14 protein-coding genes and 2 pseudogenes are annotated in these 16405 nt (G+C 66.9%); 11 read left to right on the forward strand and 5 right to left on the reverse strand.

All coding sequences use genetic code 11. The features are described 5' to 3' along the window. On the forward strand, positions 1–731 hold a 731-nt coding region (locus tag ACRDU5_RS01530; RefSeq protein ID WP_526612456.1), incomplete at its 5' end, for an Asp-tRNA(Asn)/Glu-tRNA(Gln) amidotransferase subunit GatB. Beyond that, positions 732–1529, forward strand: a complete 798-nt coding sequence (locus ACRDU5_RS01535) for a nuclear transport factor 2 family protein (RefSeq protein ID WP_526612457.1) — start codon at positions 732–734, stop codon at positions 1527–1529. 11 nt (positions 1530–1540) lie between these two features. On the opposite strand, the gene ACRDU5_RS01540 is transcribed toward ACRDU5_RS01535, so the two are convergent. Beyond that, positions 1541–2662, reverse strand: coding sequence for a PQQ-dependent sugar dehydrogenase (locus ACRDU5_RS01540; protein ID WP_526612458.1), 1122 nt, complete (start codon positions 2660–2662; stop codon positions 1541–1543). A 137-nt stretch (positions 2663–2799) separates the two neighbouring features. On the opposite strand from ACRDU5_RS01540, the gene ACRDU5_RS01545 reads away from it, so the two are divergent. Continuing rightward, a complete protein-coding gene (locus tag ACRDU5_RS01545) occupies positions 2800–3618 on the forward strand; it encodes a DoxX family protein (RefSeq protein WP_526612459.1) in 819 nt (272 codons plus the stop codon). Positions 3619–3647: 29 nt separating this feature from the next. Here ACRDU5_RS01545 and ACRDU5_RS01550 read toward each other — a convergent pair whose 3' ends face one another. Continuing rightward, complete coding sequence (locus tag ACRDU5_RS01550; RefSeq protein WP_526612469.1) at positions 3648–3989, reverse strand: PH domain-containing protein; 342 nt, start codon at positions 3987–3989, stop codon at positions 3648–3650. Positions 3990–4338: 349 nt separating this feature from the next. Here ACRDU5_RS01550 and ACRDU5_RS01555 point away from each other — a divergent pair, with 349 nt between their 5' ends. The 4 genes and pseudogenes from ACRDU5_RS01555 to ACRDU5_RS01570 form a co-directional block, all read left to right on the forward strand. Then, entirely contained in the window at positions 4339–6219 is a 1881-nt protein-coding gene (locus ACRDU5_RS01555) for an acetolactate synthase large subunit (protein WP_526612460.1), read from the forward strand. After that, complete coding sequence (gene ilvN, locus ACRDU5_RS01560; RefSeq protein ID WP_526612461.1) at positions 6216–6725, forward strand: acetolactate synthase small subunit; 510 nt, start codon at positions 6216–6218, stop codon at positions 6723–6725. The genes ACRDU5_RS01555 and ilvN overlap by 4 nt, the downstream gene beginning before the upstream one ends. 33 nt (positions 6726–6758) lie before the next feature. Continuing rightward, entirely contained in the window at positions 6759–7772 is a 1014-nt protein-coding gene (gene ilvC, locus ACRDU5_RS01565; protein ID WP_526612462.1) for a ketol-acid reductoisomerase, read from the forward strand. Positions 7773–8499: 727 nt separating this feature from the next. Next, positions 8500–8637: pseudogene (locus ACRDU5_RS01570) on the forward strand (ketol-acid reductoisomerase); the annotation flags it as partial. A 110-nt stretch (positions 8638–8747) separates the two neighbouring features. Here the strand turns inward: ACRDU5_RS01570 and ACRDU5_RS01575 are convergent. After that, a pseudogene (locus ACRDU5_RS01575) lies at positions 8748–8874 on the reverse strand (NAD(P)-binding protein); the annotation flags it as partial. Positions 8875–8904: 30 nt separating this feature from the next. Here ACRDU5_RS01575 and serA point away from each other — a divergent pair. After that, on the forward strand, positions 8905–10494 hold the full coding sequence (gene serA, locus ACRDU5_RS01580; protein ID WP_526612463.1) for a phosphoglycerate dehydrogenase: 1590 nt from the start codon (positions 8905–8907) through the stop codon (positions 10492–10494). Positions 10495–10568: 74 nt separating this feature from the next. On the opposite strand, the gene ACRDU5_RS01585 is transcribed toward serA, so the two are convergent. Further along, positions 10569–11858, reverse strand: coding sequence for a transposase (locus ACRDU5_RS01585; RefSeq protein WP_526612464.1), 1290 nt, complete (start codon positions 11856–11858; stop codon positions 10569–10571). 53 nt (positions 11859–11911) lie between these two features. On the opposite strand from ACRDU5_RS01585, the gene ACRDU5_RS01590 reads away from it, so the two are divergent. Beyond that, positions 11912–12922: a 3-isopropylmalate dehydrogenase gene (locus ACRDU5_RS01590; protein WP_526612465.1), complete on the forward strand. Its 1011-nt coding sequence runs from the start codon at positions 11912–11914 to the stop codon at positions 12920–12922. Here the strand turns inward: ACRDU5_RS01590 and ACRDU5_RS01595 are convergent. Further along, positions 12919–14109, reverse strand: a complete 1191-nt coding sequence (locus ACRDU5_RS01595; RefSeq protein WP_526612466.1) for an MFS transporter — start codon at positions 14107–14109, stop codon at positions 12919–12921. The two genes, ACRDU5_RS01590 and ACRDU5_RS01595, sit on opposite strands and share 4 nt — an antisense overlap. A 57-nt stretch (positions 14110–14166) precedes the next feature. Here ACRDU5_RS01595 and ACRDU5_RS01600 point away from each other — a divergent pair, with 57 nt between their 5' ends. Together ACRDU5_RS01600 and gltX are read left to right on the forward strand one after the other, a co-directional pair. Further along, positions 14167–14952, forward strand: coding sequence for a fumarylacetoacetate hydrolase family protein (locus ACRDU5_RS01600; protein WP_526612467.1), 786 nt, complete (start codon positions 14167–14169; stop codon positions 14950–14952). Then, on the forward strand, positions 14949–16405 hold a 1457-nt coding region (gene gltX / locus ACRDU5_RS01605), incomplete at its 3' end, for a glutamate--tRNA ligase (protein ID WP_526612468.1). The genes ACRDU5_RS01600 and gltX, both read left to right, overlap by 4 nt.

A 16405-nucleotide genomic window follows, 5' to 3' on the forward strand; every position in this document is an offset into this window, starting at 1 on the left:
GCCGTCAGGCAGCGGTTCTGGACTCGGGCCACCCGGTCCATCAGGAGACCAGGCACTTCCACGAGGATGGCTACACATCGCCGGGCCGCAGCAAGGAGACCGCGCAGGACTACCGCTACTTCCCCGAACCCGATCTGGAACCGGTCGCGCCGGAAGCCGAGTTCGTGGAGAAGCTGCGGCACACCATCCCCGAGCTGCCGTGGTTGATCCGTCAGCGCATTCAGCAGGACTGGGGGATTTCCGACGAGGTCATGCGCGACCTGGTGAACGCCGGCGCGGTGGAATTGGTGGCGGCCACCGTCGAGCACGGCGCGTCCAGCGAGGCGGCGCGGGCCTGGTGGGGAAACTTCTTGGTGCAGAAGGCGAATGAGGCCGAGGTGGACCTCGATGCGCTGGCGATCACGCCCGCGCAGGTGGCCGCGGTCATCTCCCTGGTTGACGAGGGCAAGCTGTCCAACAAGCTGGCCCGCCAGGTCGTCGAGGGCGTGCTGGCCGGCGAGGGCGAACCCGACCAGGTGATCAAGGCGCGCGGGCTGGAGGTGGTCCGCGACGACTCGCTGATTCAGGCCGCGGTCGACGAGGCGCTGGCGGCCAATCCCGATGTCGCAGAAAAGATCCGCGGCGGCAAGGTGCAGGCGGCCGGCGCGATCGTGGGCGCGGTCATGAAGGCGACGAAGGGCCAGGCCGACGCCGCCCGGGTGCGCGAGCTGGTGTTGGCGGCCTGCAGCTAGATGTCGTCCACAAGCGCAGAGGTGTTGACGGCGGCGCAGCGGTCAGCGGAGGCAACCGGCGCGCACGACCGTGCAGGCTGGGTCGGCCTCTTCACCGCGGACGGGCGCGTCGAGGACCCGTACGGTTCCCGCCCCCACGTGGGGCACACGCAGATCGGTCGGTTCTACGACACCTTCATTTCACCGCGACAGATCATCTTTCACCCGGACCTGGACGTGGTGGCCGGCACCACCGTGGTGCGCGATGTATTGCTTGAAGTGGTCATGGCCGCGGGGTGCACGTTGAACGTGCCGGCTCATCTGCGCTACGACCTGCGGGCGTCCGACGGCGGGTGGGCGATCGAGCGGCTCCGCGCGCATTGGGAGTTGCCGGTGATGATCGTCCAGATGCTGCGGCAAGGCACGAAGTCGATACCGGCTTCCATACGGCTGGCCGCGGGACTGCTACGCAATCAGCGACTGAGCGGCGCAGCCGGATTCCTCTCCGGCTTCCGCCGGGCGGACAAGCGCGAGAAGCGCTGTGTCGAGGCGTTTCTCGACGCGGCCGTCGCCGGCGACCAGCTGGCAGCACGGCGCGCGTTGAGCAACGACGCCGTCATCGGCCTCGGCGAAGCCACCGGGGCCACGGCCGGCGAGCTCGTCGACCGATTACGCGGCGGCCGCTGGACCAAGTCGATCGCCTCGGGCGATACGGTGAGCGCGTCAGTTCACACGCCATCGGGTCGAGGCGTCATCTTCAGCGAAATCGGTAGCGTGCCAACCGGGATCACCCGGATCCAGTACTTCGGTTCGCCCTAGCTGCCACCTTCTTAGGTGTTGTCGGCGGGGCTGCGCGGGAATCCGCCGCCCGACGGGAACACCGGGAAGACGACGTCATCGAGTTTCTCGGCGTCGCCGGAGGTCTTGTTCACCGTCGCACCCCACACGTTGCCGTCCGGCGACATCTGCAGCGCCCACGCGTGCCCGCGTACGTCCTGACGGACCACTTCGGGCTCCCCGGTCACCGCTCCGGTGTCCGGCGCCAGCCGAACGGCCACCGTCTGCTTCGGTTCGATCAGGTTGACCAGCACCGTGCCATCCAGCGCGGCACAGCCGGCCACGCCCGGACGGTCCGGCCAGGTCCACACCGTGGACACCTTCGAGTCCTTGGTGATGCGCTGCAGGCGGTCGGCGGTCGGGGTGCGGTCGGTGATGTACAACGAGTCGTCCGCGGGGTCAACGCATAGGCCCCCGCCGGCTCCCATCCCGGTCAGGGCCGTGGTGTGCGGCGCCTGATCGACGGTCGTGGGCTGTTCGATCCGCAGCACCTTGCCGGCCAGCGAACCCGGGTCGGCGGCCTGGGCGGGGTTACCGGCGTCGCCGGTGAGCACGACCAACGTGGTGGGGCTGGTGAAGATGAGGGCGCCCATGTTGCCGGTGGCGCCCTTGGGGATACCGGTCAGGATCGGCTTCGGGATGTCGCCGTCGGCGATGCGGATCACCCGGTTGTCGGTCGGGGTGCTGACGTAGGCGTACATCAGCCGATCCTGGGAATAGGTCGGCGACAACACGATGTCCATCAACCCGCCGTCACCCGACCCGTCGGCCGGAATTACCGTCTTGACCTTGGGTTCGGCGCGGACCGACACCTCCTTGACCGCGCCGGTGGTCCGCTCGGCGACCAGCGCCGACTGGCTGTCGGGAAGCATGATCAGGCCGCTGGTGCTTTCCAGGCAGCCCTGCATGACCCCGGGCGCCGGGCACTGCTTCGGGAACGGCTTGGGCGGCAGCGGCGGGGGTGGCGGGGGCGACGACGGGGGCTCCGGCCGCAGCTCCGGGTTGGTGGTGAACGGCTGCGACTGGGCATCGTCGAAACGCGCGCATCCGGACACCACCAGCAACGCCGCGCACGACAGGGCGAGGACTCCCCGCAATGGCCCGCGCAGTCTCATGCACGCCAGGTTACGGATTGTCCGGCATTTCGCGCCACGTCCGTATTTCCAGCCGGCGCCTGCTCGGAGGCGAATACTGGCGCAAAAGCACCGCGCCAATGCTCGATTCGGGGCGCGGGTGCACTTACGCTGGGCGCGTGACCAGTAATCCCCATGACCCGCGCGGTTGGCGGCCGCCTGACGACCTGGGCCGGCCCGCGTCGGCAAGCCTGGTCGACCCCGAGGACGATCTGCCGTCATCGAACTACGCCGGTGACTTCGAAACCACCGCCATCCCTGGCTACAAGTCGGGCCCCCAGCCCGGGTTCGGCCTGATCGGCGATCCCGAACCGTTGCCGTACGAGCAGCCCGGCGACAGCCAATCCATATCGACCTACGCGCAACCGGCCGATATCGGTCCCGGTTTCGACGATCGGCCCCGGGCCGACGATCGGCGCGGCACCCAGGACCTCGGGCTGCTGCTGTTGCGCTGGGCGGTGGGGGCGTTGCTGATCGCACACGGCCTGCAGAAGGCATTCGGCTGGTGGGGTGGTCCCGGCCTGGACGGCTTCGAGGCTTCACTGCGAGAAATGGGCTTCAAGTACGCCGACATGCTGACCTATATCGCCACCGGCGGCCAGATTCTCGCCGGTGTGCTGTTGATCCTCGGGCTGTTCACCCCGCTGGCGGCCGCCGGCGCGCTGGCCTACCTGATCAATGGCGTGCTGGTAGAGGCCACCGCGGCGCACGACCAGGCCAGGCTCTCCGACTTCCTCACCGACGGCCACGAGTACAAACTCATCCTGATCGCCGCGGTGGTGGCGATCATTCTGATCGGTCCGGGCAGGTACGGGTTCGACGCCGGCCGCGGCTGGGCACGCCGCCCGTTCGTCGGCTCGTTCGCCGCCCTGCTCCTGGGCATCGGCGGCGGCATCGCGCTGTGGGTACTGCTCAACGGCGCCAATCCCTTGGCGTAACGGCCCAGCCAACCCGCTGGCGTAGCCGCTCAGCCGTACGGGTTGGGCACCCGGCCCGCGCTGGCCTCGGTCAGTAGCGGCAGCGTCGCGAACGTCACCGCGGGAAGCAGCAGCTCGCTACCGTCCTTGAGCCGCGCCCGCGCCCACGAAGCCTTGCCGAAGCGAAGTCCGTCGATGTCGCCCCACCCGACGGTCTGGCTGTCCAACAGCGTGCGGGCTGTCACGGTGTCCCGGTCGGCGACCGTGCGCAGCCGAATGATGTACGCCGACAGGATCACCGGAATGACCAGCAGCGGCGCCGCCCATGCCGGCCAGCTCAGCACCAGTGCCAGCAGGCCCAGCGCGAGGAAGCCGACCGCGAAATGCGCCATCGGGGATATCCGGATCACGACCGGTTCGGGCGGCGCCGAAGGCGGTGGGGTGCGCACACCGCCATCGTCCCACTGCGCTAGAACGGCTGGACCCCGCGCTCTGTGGCGCGGAGCGAATTTGACGGCTGACCAGTGCGGAGACTACGGTCACAGTTGTGCAGAACCTGGGATTGCTCGTAGTAATTGGGTTGCGCGTTGATACCGCGCTAGCCCCATGCCGGGCGTAGCCACCAGTATCAACGCGCAACCCTCGTACAGCTGCTGGAGCTGACGGGGGTTTTTTCTTGCCCCAGCACCGATTTGAGATCTCAGAGAAACAACCAGACATACCCAGATAAATGAGGACACCGTGAGCGCACCCACCACACGGCCCCCGGATCGGTCGGCGACCCCGCCGAACGGGGACGAGGCCGCGCCCAGCGTTGCGAAACCCGCAGCGAAGGCCGGTCCACATCAGCCCAAAAAGATTGCCCCGCAACAACTCACCGGAGCGCAGTCGGTCATCCGGTCGCTGGAGGAACTCGAGGTCGACGTGATCTTCGGCATCCCCGGCGGCGCCGTGTTGCCGGTCTATGACCCACTCTTCGACTCGCAGAAGCTCCGGCACGTTCTGGTCCGCCACGAGCAGGGCGCGGGACATGCGGCCAGTGGATACGCGCACGCCACCGGCAAGGTCGGTGTGTGCATGGCGACGTCGGGACCCGGCGCCACCAACCTGGTCACTCCGCTCGCCGACGCCCATATGGATTCGGTGCCGGTGGTGGCGATCACCGGACAGGTCGGTCGCGCGCTGATCGGCACGGACGCCTTCCAGGAAGCCGATATCTCGGGCATCACGATGCCGATCACCAAGCACAACTTCCTGGTCCGCGACGGCAACGACATCCCTCGCGTGATGGCCGAGGCGTTCCACATCGCCGCGTCCGGTCGCCCGGGGCCGGTGCTCGTCGACCTTCCGAAGGACGTGCTGCAGGGACAGTGCACGTTCAGTTGGCCGCCGCGGTTCGAACTGCCGGGCTACAAGCCGAACACCAAGCCACACAACCGCCAGGTCCGCGAGGCCGCCAAGCTGATCGCGGCCGCCCGCAAACCGGTGCTCTACGTCGGCGGCGGTGTCATTCGCGGCAGTGCCACCGACCTGCTGCGCGACCTCGCCGAGCTGACCGGCATCCCGGTGATCACCACGCTGATGGCTCGCGGCGCCTTCCCCGACAGCCACCCACAGAATCTGGGCATGCCGGGCATGCACGGCACGGTCGCCGCGGTGGCCGCGCTGCAGCGCAGCGATCTGCTGATCGCGCTGGGCACCCGGTTCGACGACCGGGTGACCGGCAAGCTGGACTCGTTCGCGCCCGAGGCGAAGGTCATCCACGCCGACATCGACCCGGCGGAGATCGGCAAGAACCGCCACGCCGACGTCCCGATCGTCGGTGACATCAAGGCCGTGATCGCCGACCTGACCGAGGCACTGCGCCGTGACGGCACGATGGCCGACACGGTCAAGATCGACAACTGGTGGGAGTACCTGCGCGGTGTGCAGTCGACGTATCCGCTGAGCTATGGGCCGCAGAGCGACGGCAGCCTGTCGCCGGAGTATGTGATCGAATCGCTGGGCAAGATCGCCGGCTCGGACGCCGTCTACGTGGCGGGTGTAGGCCAGCACCAGATGTGGGCCGCGCAGTTCATCTCCTACGAGAACCCGCGGACATGGATCAACTCCGGGGGCCTCGGCACCATGGGCTTCGCCATTCCCGCGGCGATGGGCGCCAAGTTCGCCCGGCCCGACGCCGAGGTGTGGGCGATCGACGGTGACGGCTGCTTCCAGATGACCAACCAGGAACTGGCCACCTGCGCCGTCGAGGGCGCGCCGATCAAGGTCGCCATCATCAACAACGGCAACCTGGGCATGGTGCGGCAGTGGCAGATGCTGTTCTACGGAGAGCGGTACAGCCAGACCGATCTGGCCACGCATTCGCATCGCATCCCGGATTTCGTCAAGCTGGCCGAGGCGCTGGGCTGCGTCGGATTGCGTTGCGAGCGCGAGGAGGACGTCGTTGACGTGATCAACCAGGCACGCGCGATCAACGACCGGCCGGTGGTGATCGACTTCGTCGTGGGCGCCGACGCCCAGGTGTGGCCGATGGTGGCCGCCGGCACCAGCAATGACGAGATCCAGGCGGCTCGCGGCATCCGTCCGCTGTTCGACGATCCCGAGGAGGGACACGCGTGAGCACCGTCCCGACGCATACGCTGTCGGTGCTCGTCGAGGACAAGCCGGGCGTACTCACCCGGGTGGCAGCGTTGTTCGCCCGGCGCGGCTACAACATTCAGTCGCTCGCGGTCGGTGCCACCGAACAGAAGGACATGTCCCGGATGACCATCGTGGTCAGTGTCGAGGAGTCGCCGCTCGAACAGATCACCAAGCAGCTCAACAAGCTGGTCAACGTGATCAAGATCGTCGAGCAGGACGACGACAACTCGGTGGCTCGCGAGTTGTCGCTGATCAAAGTGCGCGCCGACGCCACCACCCGCAGCCAGGTCATCGAAGCGGTGAACCTGTTCCGCGCCAAGGTCGTTGACGTGTCAACCGATTCGCTGACCATCGAGGCCACCGGCACGCCGGAGAAGCTCGAGGCATTCCTGCGGGTGCTGGAACCGTACGGCATTCGCGAGCTCGTGCAGTCCGGAGTGGTGTCGCTGTCCCGCGGGCCCCGCGGAATCGGCATGGTCAAGTAGGCCCCAAAAGATAAGACAAGAAAGAGAATTACTGTGGCAGTTGAGATGTTCTATGACGACGACGCCGACCTGTCGATCATTCAGGGTCGCAAGGTCGGCGTCATCGGCTACGGCAGCCAGGGTCATGCCCACTCGCTGAGCCTGCGCGACTCGGGCGTGCAGGTGAAGGTCGGCCTCAAGGAGGGCTCCAAGTCCCGGGCGAAGGTCGCCGAGCAGGGCCTCGACGTGGACACCCCCGCCGAGGTCGCCAAGTGGGCCGACGTCATCACGCTGCTGGCCCCCGACACCGCGCAGGCCGGCATTTTCTCCAATGACATCGAGCCGAATCTGGAAGCCGGCAACGCGCTGTTCTTCGGCCACGGCCTGAACATCCACTTCGACCTCATCAAGCCGCAGGCCGACGTCACCGTAGGCATGGTCGCGCCGAAGGGCCCCGGCCATCTGGTGCGCCGCCAGTTCGTCGATGGCAAGGGCGTGCCCTGTCTGATCGCCGTGGACCAAGACCCGCGCGGCGAAGGGCAGGCGCTGGCGCTGTCCTACGCCAAGGGCATCGGTGGCACCCGCGCCGGGGTCATCAAGACCACGTTCAAGGACGAGACCGAGACCGACCTGTTCGGCGAGCAGGCGGTGCTCTGCGGCGGCACCGAGGAACTCGTGAAGACGGGCTTCGACGTCATGGTGGAGGCCGGATACGCCCCGGAGTTGGCCTATTTCGAGGTGCTGCACGAGCTGAAGCTGATTGTCGATCTGATGTATGAGGGCGGCATCGCGCGGATGAACTACTCGGTGTCCGACACCGCCGAGTTCGGCGGCTATCTGTCCGGCCCGCGAGTCATCGATGCGGACACCAAGGACCGGATGCGGCAGCTGCTCAAGGAGATCCAGGACGGCAGCTTCGTCAAGAAACTGGTCGCCAACATGGAGGGCGGCAACAAGCAGCTCGAAGACCTGCGCAAGAAGAACGCCGCGCACCCGATCGAGGTGACCGGCAAGAAGCTGCGCGACCTGATGAGCTGGGTCGACCGCCCGATCACCGAGACGACCTGAGCTCTGCGCCGAAACTGTTCCGGCAGAATGCGTGCGCGGACGACGCGTTTGCTAGCGCGCGCCGGCTCGGGCTCCGTCAAGTACTTTGAACGGCTGTGTCAATTCGCTGGACATGGCCAGCTAATAGGCGGATAGTAGGCCTATCCAACACCAGTCGTGGTGACCTTCCGTCAAGTTCGGGGATTTGCGTCTAGGCCACATGCGCCGAACGCAGGGAGCGCTCATGACACCCCGTACCTCTACCTACTTTCGCCGCCTCGCGCTCGCCAGTCTATTCGCGGGGGCGGCCACATTTAGCGGTAGCGCGTTCGGAGATCCCGCCGTCGCGTGCGCCGCGCCCAGAGAGTGGGACATCGGGGCCTACGACAATTGTGTGGCTAATGCATTGGCGGAATATCAAGGCGGCAGCCTCACTTTTCAGGATTATCACGAGCAGGTGAAATTTTGCTGCTGGATGACCGACGGAGATTGGAGCGGGGATACGTGCACGGCTCCGCCCGCCGAACAGGCCGAAGCGGCTGAGAGGCAACCCGCACCGCCCCCACCGTGGGAGGGCGGCATGATCTTGTTGCCGGGGACTACTTTTACACAGATTCCGCCCGGGCCGGCGGCCCCGCCGGCCAGCGAGGCGGCGCCGGCTCCTTGAGATTCTCGCCGAAACGGTAACTAGCGCGGCCCTTCTCGGCGTGTCGTCGCGTCTGCTTTAGTGTCGCGCGGGCGAGGGCGCGTCGTCAATATGGAGGGCGGCAACAAGCAGCTCGAGGACCTGCACAAGCAGAATGCCCAGCACCCGATCGAGGTGACCGGCAAAAAGCTGCGCGACCTGATGAGCTGGGTCGACCGCCCCATCACAGAGACGGCGTAAGGCCATTGCGCCGAAATACGCATTCCAGGTCGTGGTCTGAGCGAAATCACGACCATGGTTTCACTTTCGGCGGCTAGGGGGCGAGGCTGGGTTACTTTGTGATCCCTCGTGGCCAGGGTGCGCGCCCCGCCGCCGAGCGTGGGTTGGGCTTCGAACACCTGCACCGACAGACCGGCCCGCGCAGATGACAGCGGCGGCCAGGCCGTTGGGCCCACTGCCGACGACGGTGACGTCCACCGCCCAAGTACGGCCCATTACCCTGATCGGGTGAGTCTTCCCGTGGTACTGATCGCCGACAAGCTCGCCGAGTCGACCGTCGCCGCCCTCGGCGACCAGGTAGAAGTCCGCTGGGTCGACGGCCCGGATCGCGAAAAGCTGCTGGCCGCCGTGCCCGAGGCCGATGCGCTGCTGGTGCGCTCGGCGACCACCGTGGACGCCGAGGTGCTGGCCGCCGCGCCCAGACTCAAGATCGTCGCCCGGGCCGGCATCGGCCTGGACAACGTCGATGTCGAGGCCGCAACCGCGCGCGGTGTGCTGGTGGTCAACGCCCCGACGTCGAACATCCACAGTGCCGCCGAGCACGCACTGGCGCTGATGCTGGCCGCGGCACGGCAGATCGCGCCGGCAGATGCATCGTTGCGAGAACGCACCTGGAAACGCTCGTCGTTCGCCGGCACCGAGATCTTCGGCAAGACCGTCGGTGTGGTGGGGCTGGGCCGCATCGGGCAACTGGTCGCACAACGGCTGGCCGCATTCGGCACGCACGTGGTGGCCTACGACCCGTACGTGTCGGCGGCTCGCGCGGCACAGCTCGGCATCGAACTCTTGACGCTGGACGAGCTGCTGGCGCGGTCCGACTTCATCTCTGTGCATCTGCCGAAAACGCCCGAGACGGCCGGGCTGATCGGCAAGGAGGCGCTGGCGAAGACGAAGCCAGGGGTGATCATCGTCAACGCCGCCCGCGGCGGGCTGGTCGACGAGGAGGCGCTCGCCGAGGCGGTCTCCAGCGGACACGTCCGAGCAGCCGGCATCGACGTGTTCGCCAGCGAGCCCACCACCGACAGCCCGTTGTTCGACCTGCCGCAGGTCGTCGTCACTCCGCACCTGGGCGCGTCGACCGCGGAGGCCCAGGACCGGGCCGGCACCGATGTCGCCGAGAGCGTCAAGCTGGCGCTCGCAGGCGAATTCGTCCCCGACGCGGTGAATGTCGGCGGCGGCGTCGTCGGCGAGGAGGTGGCGCCGTGGCTAGACCTGGTGCGCAAGCTCGGGCTGCTGATCGGGGTGCTGTCGGCGGAGCTGCCGGTATCGATCTCGGTTCAGGTTCGCGGTGAGCTGGCATCGGAAGACGTTGCAGTGCTGCGACTTTCGGCGCTGCGCGGGCTGTTCTCTTCGGTGATCGAGGATCCGGTGACGTTCGTCAATGCACCCGCGTTGGCCGCCGAGCGCGGTGTCGAGGCGAGCATCAGCACCGCCACCGAGAGCCCGAACCACCGCAGTGTGGTCGACGTGCGCGCGGTGTACTCCGACGGCCAGGTGGCGAATGTGGCCGGCACGTTGTCGGGCCCGCAGCTGGTCGAGAAGATCGTGCAGATCAACGGTCGCAACTTCGACCTGCGGGCCGAGGGCATCAACCTGATCATCAACTACGCCGACAAGCCAGGAACGCTCGGCAAGATCGGCACGCTGCTTGGCTCCGACGGAATCAACATCCACGCCGCGCAGCTCAGCGAGGATGCGGAGGGCCCGAGCGCGACCATCTTGATGCGGCTGGACCAGGATGTGCCGCAAGATCTGCGTTCGGCGATCGCCGAGGCCGTCGGTGCCAACATGCTCGAAGTGGTGAACCTGTCGTCATGAACCTGTCGCTCAAGGGCCGGGCTTCTTGCTCGTACCTTGCGTTCCGGGGTGCCGTTAGGCTTGCTGCTGCCGCCCTAGCTGGCTGTCAGGGTGGGCGCTGCGTTTGGACGCATGACTTCGCCCCAGCGAACAACACCCCGCTGGGCGATGTTGTTCGCTGCGTTGTGATCGGCGTGCCCAACGAAGCCACACCGCACACATTCAAAGACGCTCTGCGAGCGCCGGTTTCGTTTGTCGACCCTTCCGCACCTGTTGCAGGTTTGCGAGGTATGGGCAGGGTCGACCTGAACGAACGCCACCCCGGCAGCTTGGGCCTTGTAGGCCAGAAAGCCGCCGATTTGAGCGAACGCCCACGAATGCAAGGTGGCCCGTTGGGGCTTGCGAAGCCGTACCCGGTCGCGGATGCCGCCCAACTGCTCGACAGCGATTCCGCGTCCTGTGCGTTCAGCCACAGCCACTATGCGCTTGCTGATGTAGTGGTTTACATCGGTTGCGAACCGTCGCTCCTTGCGACGACGCTTGCGCAGCAACCTACGCGCCGAACTGGTTTTCTTGGCCTGCAACCGCTTACGCAACTGTGCCTGCCGCTTGCGATAGCGGTTGAGCCGCGCGCCGGCGGCGCGATCGCCGTCGCTGGTAGTGGCGATGTTGACGATGCCCAGATCGACGCCAACAAAACCATTGACAGGGTCGGTCAGTGGCGCTTCGGGCGCTTCAACCGTGCCATACAGAAACCACTTGCCATCCCGGTGGACCAGGTCGCACTCGCCGATCGTGCGGGTCCGCAGAAGCGCCAGGTCCCTCGGGGCGGCGAGGATCCGGATCTTGCGCAACCTTCCGCGCATGGTCCAGATCGATACCGTTGTTTTCCTGTCGCGGACCATTTCGGGGATTTGCCAGGACAAACACCGTGCATCGAACGGTTGCGCCGCATCGTCACGGAACACGATTGGCGTCGCCAATACCTTTGTGCGCCGCCGCGATCCGGGCGGACCGTAGTTACCGGCTGCGGCGTTCGCGCGCAGCGTGGTGTAGGCGTCCGCGACCTTGCCGATCACTCGGATCGTCGGCTGGGCGGACAACCCGAACCGCCGCCGCAACTCGGTGTAGAAGTGCTTCTGCGCATCGTACTTACGGTGCACCCCGTCGGCATGCATCCGCGCCGAGAGCCACGACGCCGCGCTGTTGCAAGCACACAGTGTTGCCTCCAGGGCTGCGGCCTCGAGGCCGGTCGGCAGTACGCGGACCTTCACCACCTGCTTCACAAGCAGCACCGTATCCGCGGGCACCGACAACCCCACGGTTACCTCGCTGAGCCGGTTGCTGTCGGTACCTGCATGCCCTCCGGCGTCGACCGCAATCAATGGGACGCTCCGCCTGACCGTGGACGGGCAAGCTTCCGACGAAGGAGGACCTCGTGAGATTGGCGATCATTGCCGGTGACGGTGTCGGCCCGGAGGTGATCGGGGAGGCCGTCAAGGTGCTCGATGCGGTGCTGCCCGGCGTCGAGAAGACCAGCTACGACCTGGGGGCGCGGCAATTCCACGCCACCGGCGAGGTGCTGCCCGATTCGGTGCTCGACGAGCTGCGCGCGCACGACGCGATCCTGCTCGGCGCCATCGGGGACCCGTCGGTGCCCAGTGGCGTTCTGGAGCGCGGCCTGCTGTTGCGCATCCGCTTCGAACTGGACCACCACATCAACTTGCGGCCTGCCCGGCTATACCCGGGCGTCAGCAGCCCGCTGGCCGGAAACCCAGACATCGACTTCGTGGTGGTCCGCGAGGGCACCGAAGGTCCCTACACCGGCACCGGCGGCGCGATTCGGGTAGGCACGCCGAACGAGGTCGCCACCGAGGTCAGCCTGAATACCGCGTTCGGCATACGACGGGTGGTGCACGACGCGTTCGGGCGCGCTCGGCAGCGGCGCAAACAGCTGACCCTGGTGCACAAGAACAACGTGCTGACCTATGCCGGCGCACTGTGGTGGCGCACCGTGCAGGAGCTGGCGGCCGAGTATCCCGATGTTGAGGTGGCCTACCAGCACGTTGACGCCACCACGATCCACATTGTCACCGATCCCACCCGGTTCGACGTGATCGTCACCGACAACCTCTTCGGCGACATCATCACCGACCTGGCCGCCGCGGTGTGTGGTGGCATCGGGCTGGCCGCCAGCGGCAATATCGATGCGACACGGACCAATCCGTCGATGTTCGAACCCGTGCACGGCAGCGCGCCCGATATCGCCGGGCAGGGCATCGCCGACCCCACCGCGGCGATCATGTCCGTCGCGCTGTTGCTGTCCCATCTCGGTGAGGTTGATGCGGCGGCGCGTGTCGACAAGGCCGTCGAGACGCATCTGGCCACCCGCGGAGATTCGAAACTGTCCACCGCGCAGATCGGCGACCGGATCGTCGGGGGTCTCTAGCCCAGCGGGTCGTCGTCGACGGGCACCAACCGAAGCGCGGCCAACGGGAACAATGCGCAGACGGCGAATGCCGCCGCATAGCCGGCGACGCCGATCAGCGCGCCGAACACCGGCGGGGCGACGCCCGCGGTCAGCAGCTGGCTGGTGTTCTGGGTTCCCAGTGCGCGCCCGCTCCAGAATGGGCCCGCGATTTCGGCGATAGCGGTGAACGCTAAACCGTTGTCGGACACGGTGATCACCGACGCGACGACCATCACCGCGATGCTGATCGGCGAGTCGAGTTGGTCGGTTAGTGCCAGCAGACCCATCGAAATCGCCGCCGCCACCGCGATCGAGCGGATGGGTCGCAGCCGCGCACCGACCTTGTCCGACCATCGTCCGGCCGCGATGCGCCCGGCGGCGCCAAGCACCTGGGCCGCCGTCACCAGCGCGCCCGCCGACGCCGCCGACCAACCGCGCGCACTCATCAGCCACACCAGGGTGAAGGTCCACAACACCACCTGGGGAAGGACCAGCAGCACCGACACGGCGTGGATGCGCCACAGCACCGCCGATCCCCGATATGGGTTGGCAAGTTCCTGTTCGGCGGCCTCGGCGCGGGGCGGACGCGGCGGATCCAGCACGCCGAACGCGCAGACGATCGCGGACACCGCGCACACGATCGCAGGAAACAACAGTGCCGCGGCTATCCCTTGAGACTCCGCCACACGGGGAATCACCAAGGCGCCCAATGCAACTCCCAGCGGCTGTGCGGTCTGGCGGATGCCCATCGCCAGGCCACGCGACTCCGGCGGGAACCATCCGACGACCAATCGGCCGCTGGCCGAGTTGCTGCTGGCCGCCGCCATCCCGCCCAGGAGTAGGAACGCTCCGACGGCGACGAGTGAGCTTGCCGACGCCGCCGCGCCGAATGCCGCCGCCGCCGTCAGTGCGGAGCCGAGCGCCAGCACGATCCGCTCGCCGACCCGGTCCACGACATAGCCCCAGGCGATCAGCGTCGCGACCATGCCAAAGCTCGGCATCGACGACAGCAGTCCGGCCTCGGCCAGGTCGAGGCCGCGCTGGCTGTGCAGGGTCGGGATGAGAAACGCCACGCCGTTGATGAACACGTTGGCGCACATGGTCGCGGTCAACCCGATCACGAGCATCAACCAGCGCCGCAGCGTGCGGATCGTCTCGACGGTCATCCGGTCATCGTCGCAGTCCTGCCCGGCAGCCAGATCGCCGCCCACTACGCTGAACTGATGCGCCTCGGCCGAATCGCCAGCCCCGACGGGGTCGCCTTCGTCAGCGTCGACGGATCGCCCGATGATCCGGATGCGGTCGTCCGGGAGATCGCCGAGCACCCGTTCGGCACCCCCACCTTCACCGGGCGACAGTGGCCGCTCGCCGACGTTCGGCTGTTGGCCCCCATCCTGGCCAGCAAGGTGCTGTGCATCGGCAAGAACTATGCCGCACACGCCGCCGAAATGGGTGGCGAACCCCCGGCCGATCCGGTGATCTTCATGAAGCCGAACACCGCGATCATCGGGCCGAACACGCCGATCCAGTTGCCGGCGGACGCCAATCCCGTGCACTACGAGGGCGAGTTGGCCGCCGTCATCGGCAGGCCGTGCAAGGACGTGTCGGCCGCCCGCGCGGCCGACAACATCCTGGGGTACACCATCGCCAACGACGTGACGGCGCGCGATCAGCAGAAGAAGGACGGCCAGTGGACCCGCGCCAAGGGTCACGACACGTTCTGCCCGGTGGGGCCGTGGATCGTCACCGATGTCGACCCGTCCGACCTCGAGATCCGCACCGAAGTCAACGGAGAAATCAAGCAGCACAGCCGGACCTCGCTGATGCTGCATGACGTCGGCGCGATCGTGGCATGGATCTCGGCGGTGATGACGCTGCTGCCCGGTGATCTCATCCTCACCGGCACGCCCGACGGAGTCGGTCCGATCGAAGCCGGGGACACGGTGAGCATCACCGTCGAAGGCATCGGTACTCAGACCAATCCCGTTGTGCGCAAAGGAAAGTCATGACGGCCGCGCACGCGAGGAGCGAAAAGACCGTCCGAGTCCGGTTCTGCCCATCGCCAACCGGCACTCCGCATGTCGGTCTGATCCGCACAGCGCTGTTCAATTGGGCTTACGCCCGTCACACCGGCGGAACCTTCGTGTTCCGGCTGGAGGACACCGACGCCCAACGCGACAGCGAGGAAAGCTATCTCGCCCTGCTGGATGCGCTGAGCTGGCTCGGTCTGAACTACGACGAAGGTCCTGAGGTGGGCGGGCCGTACGGCCCGTACCGGCAGTCCGAGCGGCGCGATATCTACCGCGACGTGGTGGCCCGGCTGCTAGTCGCGGGGGAGGCGTACGAGGCGTTCTCCACACCCGAGGAGGTGGAGGCACGCCACCTGGCCGCGGGACGAAGCCCGAAGCTCGGCTACGACAACTACGACCGCGACCTGACCGACGAACAGCGCGCCGGCTACCGCAGAGAGGGCCGAAGGCCGGTGGTGCGGCTGCGGATGCCCGACGAAGACATGAACTGGAACGACCTCGTCCGCGGCGAGACGACGTTCGCGGCGGGCACCGTGCCGGATTTCGCGCTCACCCGTGCCAGTGGAGATCCGTTGTACACGTTGGTCAATCCGGTCGACGACGCGCTGATGAAGATCACCCATGTGTTGCGCGGGGAAGACCTGCTGCCGTCGACGCCGCGTCAGATCGCGCTGTATCGGGCGCTGACTCGCATCGGGGTGGCCGATGGCATACCCGCATTCGCTCACCTGCCCGCGGTGCTCGGCGAGGGCACCAAGAAGCTGTCCAAACGCGACCCGCAGTCCAACCTGTTCCTGCACCGCGACCGAGGGTTCATCCCGGAAGGATTACTGAATTACCTGGCGCTGCTGGGCTGGTCGATCGCCGACGACCGCGACGTGTTCAGCCTCGACGAGATGGTGACGGCGTTCGACGTCGTCGACGTCAACTCCAATCCGGCCCGGTTCGACCAGAAGAAGGCTGACGCGCTGAATGCCGAACACATCCGGCTGCTGAGCGAGAACGACTTCACCGAACGCATGCGGGCTTATTTCGTCGCCCACGCATACGACACCGGGCTCGACGACAACCAGTTCGCCGAGGCGGCCCGGCTGGTGCAGACCCGCGTCGTGGTGCTCGGCGATGCGTGGGACTTGCTGAAGTTCCTCAACGACGCGGAGTTCGCACTCGATGAGAGAGCCGCCGCCAAGGAGCTCAAACCCGACGCCGTCCCGGTCCTCGAGGCCACGCTGATCGCGCTCGAAAAGGTCGAGCTATGGCGGGCTGACAAGATCGAAATAGCGCTGAAGAGCGCGTTGTTGGAAGATCTGGAGCTTAAGCCGCGAAAGGCGTTCGGCCCGATCCGGGTGGCTGCCACCGGCGCATCCGTCAGTCCGCCGTTGTTCGAGTCGCTGGAGCTGCTGGGCCGCGACCGGAGCCTGTACCGGCTGCG

Source organism: Mycobacterium sp. (assembly GCF_050701515.1).
In the GTDB taxonomy this organism is placed as follows: domain Bacteria; phylum Actinomycetota; class Actinomycetes; order Mycobacteriales; family Mycobacteriaceae; genus Mycobacterium.

Bases quoted from the DNA above. Each gene is read 5' to 3' on its own strand.
- ACRDU5_RS01550 (WP_526612469.1), bottom strand. From the start codon at position 3,989: ATGGCGCATTTCGCGGTCGGCTTCCTCGCGCTGGGCCTGCTGGCACTG.
- ACRDU5_RS01540 (WP_526612458.1), bottom strand. From the start codon at position 2,662: ATGAGACTGCGCGGGCCATTGCGGGGAGTCCTCGCCCTGTCGTGCGCG.
- ACRDU5_RS01535 (WP_526612457.1), top strand. From the start codon at position 732: ATGTCGTCCACAAGCGCAGAGGTGTTGACGGCGGCGCAGCGGTCAGCG.
- ACRDU5_RS01595 (WP_526612466.1), bottom strand. From the start codon at position 14,109: ATGACCGTCGAGACGATCCGCACGCTGCGGCGCTGGTTGATGCTCGTG.
- ACRDU5_RS01600 (WP_526612467.1), top strand. From the start codon at position 14,167: ATGCGCCTCGGCCGAATCGCCAGCCCCGACGGGGTCGCCTTCGTCAGC.